Here is a 3788-nt window from a genome sequence, read left to right on the forward strand (position 1 = left end):
TTTTTATCAGTGTTGACACATAAAAAGAGGTTCAGACACATAAACAGGCTGTGGAGAAGACTTTCTCCACAGCCTGATAAAAAGCTCTTCAAATGAAGAGCTTTTTATATTGGTGGATCGTTTGATTATATAATCTCTAAATGTAGTTGATTTATTTTCCTGTAGAAAAATGCGACCTACTTATATTCATAAACTCTCATCTTTAATTCAGTTAAGAAATCGATTTATGCAATAATTCAAACATTGTTCATAATTTCACAATTTACTTATGAAATGTCATGTTATGATGAACGTGTAATGATGATTGAACATTTAAATTTGGCGCAATAATTAGCCAAAATAGTGAGGACAGTAGTTGTGAGATGAACTCATTAAAACTCTAAAACACTAAAGGGGAGATCACATATGAAAGCAGTAGTGGTTAATAAAAACAGCAAAGCGAACATCGAGGTTATCGAAAAAGAATTACGTCCGTTACATTCAGGTGAAGCGTTAGTAGATGTAGAGTATTGTGGGGTTTGCCACACTGATTTACACGTTGCGAATCATGATTTTGGTAACACGGATGGCCGCATCCTTGGTCATGAAGGTGTAGGTATTGTTACTAAACTTGCTGATGATGTAACTTCACTTAAGGTTGGTGACCGTGTAAGTATTGCATGGATGTTCCAATCTTGTGGACGTTGTGAATATTGCGTAACTGGTAGAGAGACATTCTGTCGTGAAGTTAAAAATGCTGGTTATTCAGTAGATGGTGGTATGGCTGAACAATGTATCGTTACAGCTGATTATGCAGTGAAAGTACCAGAAGGATTAGATCCTGCTCAAGCATCATCAATTACATGTGCAGGCGTAACTACATATAAAGCTATTAAAGTATCAGATATTAAACCTGGTCAACCTATCGTCATCTATGGTTGTGGTGGATTAGGTAACTTAGCTATCCAATATGCTAAAAACGTATTTGGTGCAAAGGTAATTGCAGTAGATATTAATGACGATAAATTAGCCTTAGCAAAAGAGGTTGGTGCTGATATGACTATCAATCCAATTTCTCAAGGTCCTGCTGATAAGATTGTGCAAGATGAGTTTGGTGGTGCTTATGCTGCTGTAGTAACAGCCGTTTCTAAAGTAGCATTCAACTCAGCGGTTGATGCAGTACGTGCCTGTGGTAAAGTAGTTGCGGTAGGGTTACCAGTAGAAACTATGGATTTAAACATTCCACGACTTGTACTAGACGGAATTGAAGTAGTTGGCTCTCTAGTAGGTACTCGTAAGGATCTCGAAGAGGCATTTATGTTCGGTGCAGAAGGAAAAGTAGTACCGGTTGTTCAAACGTGTTCTCTAGATAAAGTACAAAATGTATTCGAAGAAATGGAACAAGGTAAAATTCAAGGGCGTATGGTAATCGATTTTAAACAGAATAGTTGTGATTGTAAATAATTCATTTTAAATATAAAAAGCATGAGTCTAGCAAAGGTCATGTAAAAAAGTTAGACGGCATAAAAAAGATGATTCCTGTATTCAATAGGGATCATCTTCTTTATATTCTACTAATATCAATGCCAATTCATACTTGATTGAGGAGATATGATTAAAAGTTCACTTTATTTGCAAACGAAAAAGAATCTTTATTTTTAACAAACTTTTTATGATCTGGAACGTTTTGAGTTGCTACAACTTGCGAATCTCTTGCTTTCAGTGCATCTTGAATCCCGATTGTCATAAGCTTAATAAATAGAATCGTAATAAAGAATGAAGCGAGAGTATAAAAAATAATCCACCATGAAAGATTCATTTCATTACGATTTAATCCAATAAGGCCTGCCCAATCATTAGATATAGAAACAGGTCTGAGCACTCCGTCATAGAGTTCACGCATTTGTATCCCGCCAATTACAATGTTAAGCAACGCTAAATGGATAACGAGTATGAGTGTTTGGACGATATGTTCCATGAATAACACAAATAAGCGGTCAAGTAATAAGACTCGTAAGTGTTTTTTGATAATATGAAAACGGCTAGCACCCAGTAATTGTGAACTTAAGATGTAATCTCGTTTCATAAATTCATCCACCTCTGAGGATATATATAAAGAAAGTGTAGGCAGAGCGACGAAAATAAGTACGAGTACTTGATAAAACGTAAATGAAATATTTGGATCTAACCCATCGGCATTTGATGTGATTACAATATTAACGGGCGTGATGAGTATGAATGCGATAAATAGAGTTGGAATATAATAAAAAACTTCTGAGCATGCCTGGAAAAATCTCTTGAGTTTTGGAGCGTATAAACTTAAGAGGATTCCTATACATGTTCCGCATAAAATTCGAAAGAAGCTAATTGCCACGGCTAATAAAATAGTGAATTTTGCTCCTTCTACAATTTGTAAGAAAACAGACTCTCCAAAACGATCAGATCCAAAAGGCGGTATTAACGATGGTGGAAAGGGGGCCTTTCCAAGTAATTCGTTATTGTCATTGTAAAGTAACTGAGGAGGTTTTGGGATGTTATCTTTAAAGAACCAACTATAAATAAAACTAGCTGAAATAAGTATGAATAAATAAGTAAAGCCGATTAAAAAGCGTTTTGATTTCCAAATAGATTTCATAATGTTGCTCCTTTCAATTGATTTTGCCATCTATTCATCATGAATGAGATTATTTGAAAAATGGCATAAAACGGTAAAATAATCATAACAAGTATGATAAATGCAGCTGGTGGTGAAATAAACGCCTTATTAAATAAAAATTGAATAATACCTTGCATATTAAAAACAAATTCTAAAATGAATAAGTTAGACAGTAAGAAAACAAAAATCGTTTTTAAATGATGGAAGAAGTGGATAGATATATTTTTGAATAAATGAATGCATAGTATATAACTTGATGAAAGGCCTTTTCCATATGCAACCTCTACGTAATGTTTTCCATGTTCTTCTTTTATGTATAACACCATCATCCGAAACATTTGTAATGTAGGTAAGACAGCTAAAGATAAAATAGGGAGTAAATAAGCTCGATTTTCATTAAAAGAAATAATGGTGACAGGAGATTCCCCGAATTTCTGAAGTACCCATATGAAAAATATTTGCAAACAAATCATCATCATCATATCAGGGACAGCTTCTAATATGAACACAATTCGGTTTATCCATTTTTTTATATAATCTTTTGCTAAAAAATAAAAAAATGCCATGCTAGAAGATAGAAAGAGCGCAAGTAAAAAGGCTAAAAATAATACAGTAAATGAATATAGGTAAGGTTCTAAAACAGTTGGGAATAATGGTGTTTTTTTGAAACTACCAAATTTCGGGTCTGAGCCGATAACCACTAATGATTCAGGGGAGAAAACCTCTTTTAACATAGTAACGATCTGATTAAAAAAATATATTGGTTGAAAGGTAAATCCTTGTTGAGTGATAAATAAATAAGGTAAATTTAATAATAGTAAGAGTGATAAAAGAATTGATGAAAGCTTAATTGTGAATTGAGTTATTGTATGTAACATAAAATCCCTCCGACATCTTTTTACAACATTATACAATAAATCCTAATTTATTGTTTTATTTTTCTGAAAAATAAGAAATTTTTTAGGTTTTATAATTATAATACGTAATATATATTTATATGGTAAAAAGGTTATACTAAGGAGCCGGTCCCTATGTCCATCAAGCAAAATGTGCAGTATTTTCATTTTCGAGGCATTTACTTTTCTTCAGTTGATGGGCATTTGGTGCTATTCCTGTCTCTTATACACATCTGACGCTGCCGACGAAGCTAGAA

At 33.5% G+C, this 3788-nt stretch carries 3 protein-coding genes; 1 reads left to right on the plus strand and 2 read right to left on the minus strand.

Going from position 1 to position 3788, the window contains the following annotated elements; translation table 11 throughout:
- Window positions 1–405 precede the first annotated feature (405 nt).
- Window positions 406–1443: an alcohol dehydrogenase AdhP gene (gene adhP / locus JDS92_RS29740; RefSeq protein ID WP_000649126.1), complete on the plus strand. Its 1038-nt coding sequence runs from the start codon at window positions 406–408 to the stop codon at window positions 1441–1443.
- Between the two features lie 151 nt (window positions 1444–1594).
- Here the strand turns inward: adhP and JDS92_RS29745 are convergent, their stop codons facing one another.
- Together JDS92_RS29745 and JDS92_RS29750 are read right to left on the minus strand one after the other, a co-directional pair.
- On the minus strand, window positions 1595–2614 hold the full coding sequence (locus JDS92_RS29745) for an ABC transporter permease (protein ID WP_000836570.1): 1020 nt from the start codon (window positions 2612–2614) through the stop codon (window positions 1595–1597).
- Complete coding sequence (locus tag JDS92_RS29750) at window positions 2611–3513, minus strand: ABC transporter permease subunit (protein WP_000903311.1); 903 nt, start codon at window positions 3511–3513, stop codon at window positions 2611–2613. The genes JDS92_RS29745 and JDS92_RS29750 overlap by 4 nt, the downstream gene beginning before the upstream one ends.
- Between the last annotated feature and the right edge of the window lie 275 nt (window positions 3514–3788).

The sequence above is a fragment of the Bacillus cereus group sp. N12 genome (assembly GCF_016483575.1).
GTDB classification, from domain to species: Bacteria; Bacillota; Bacilli; order Bacillales; family Bacillaceae_G; genus Bacillus_A; species Bacillus_A toyonensis.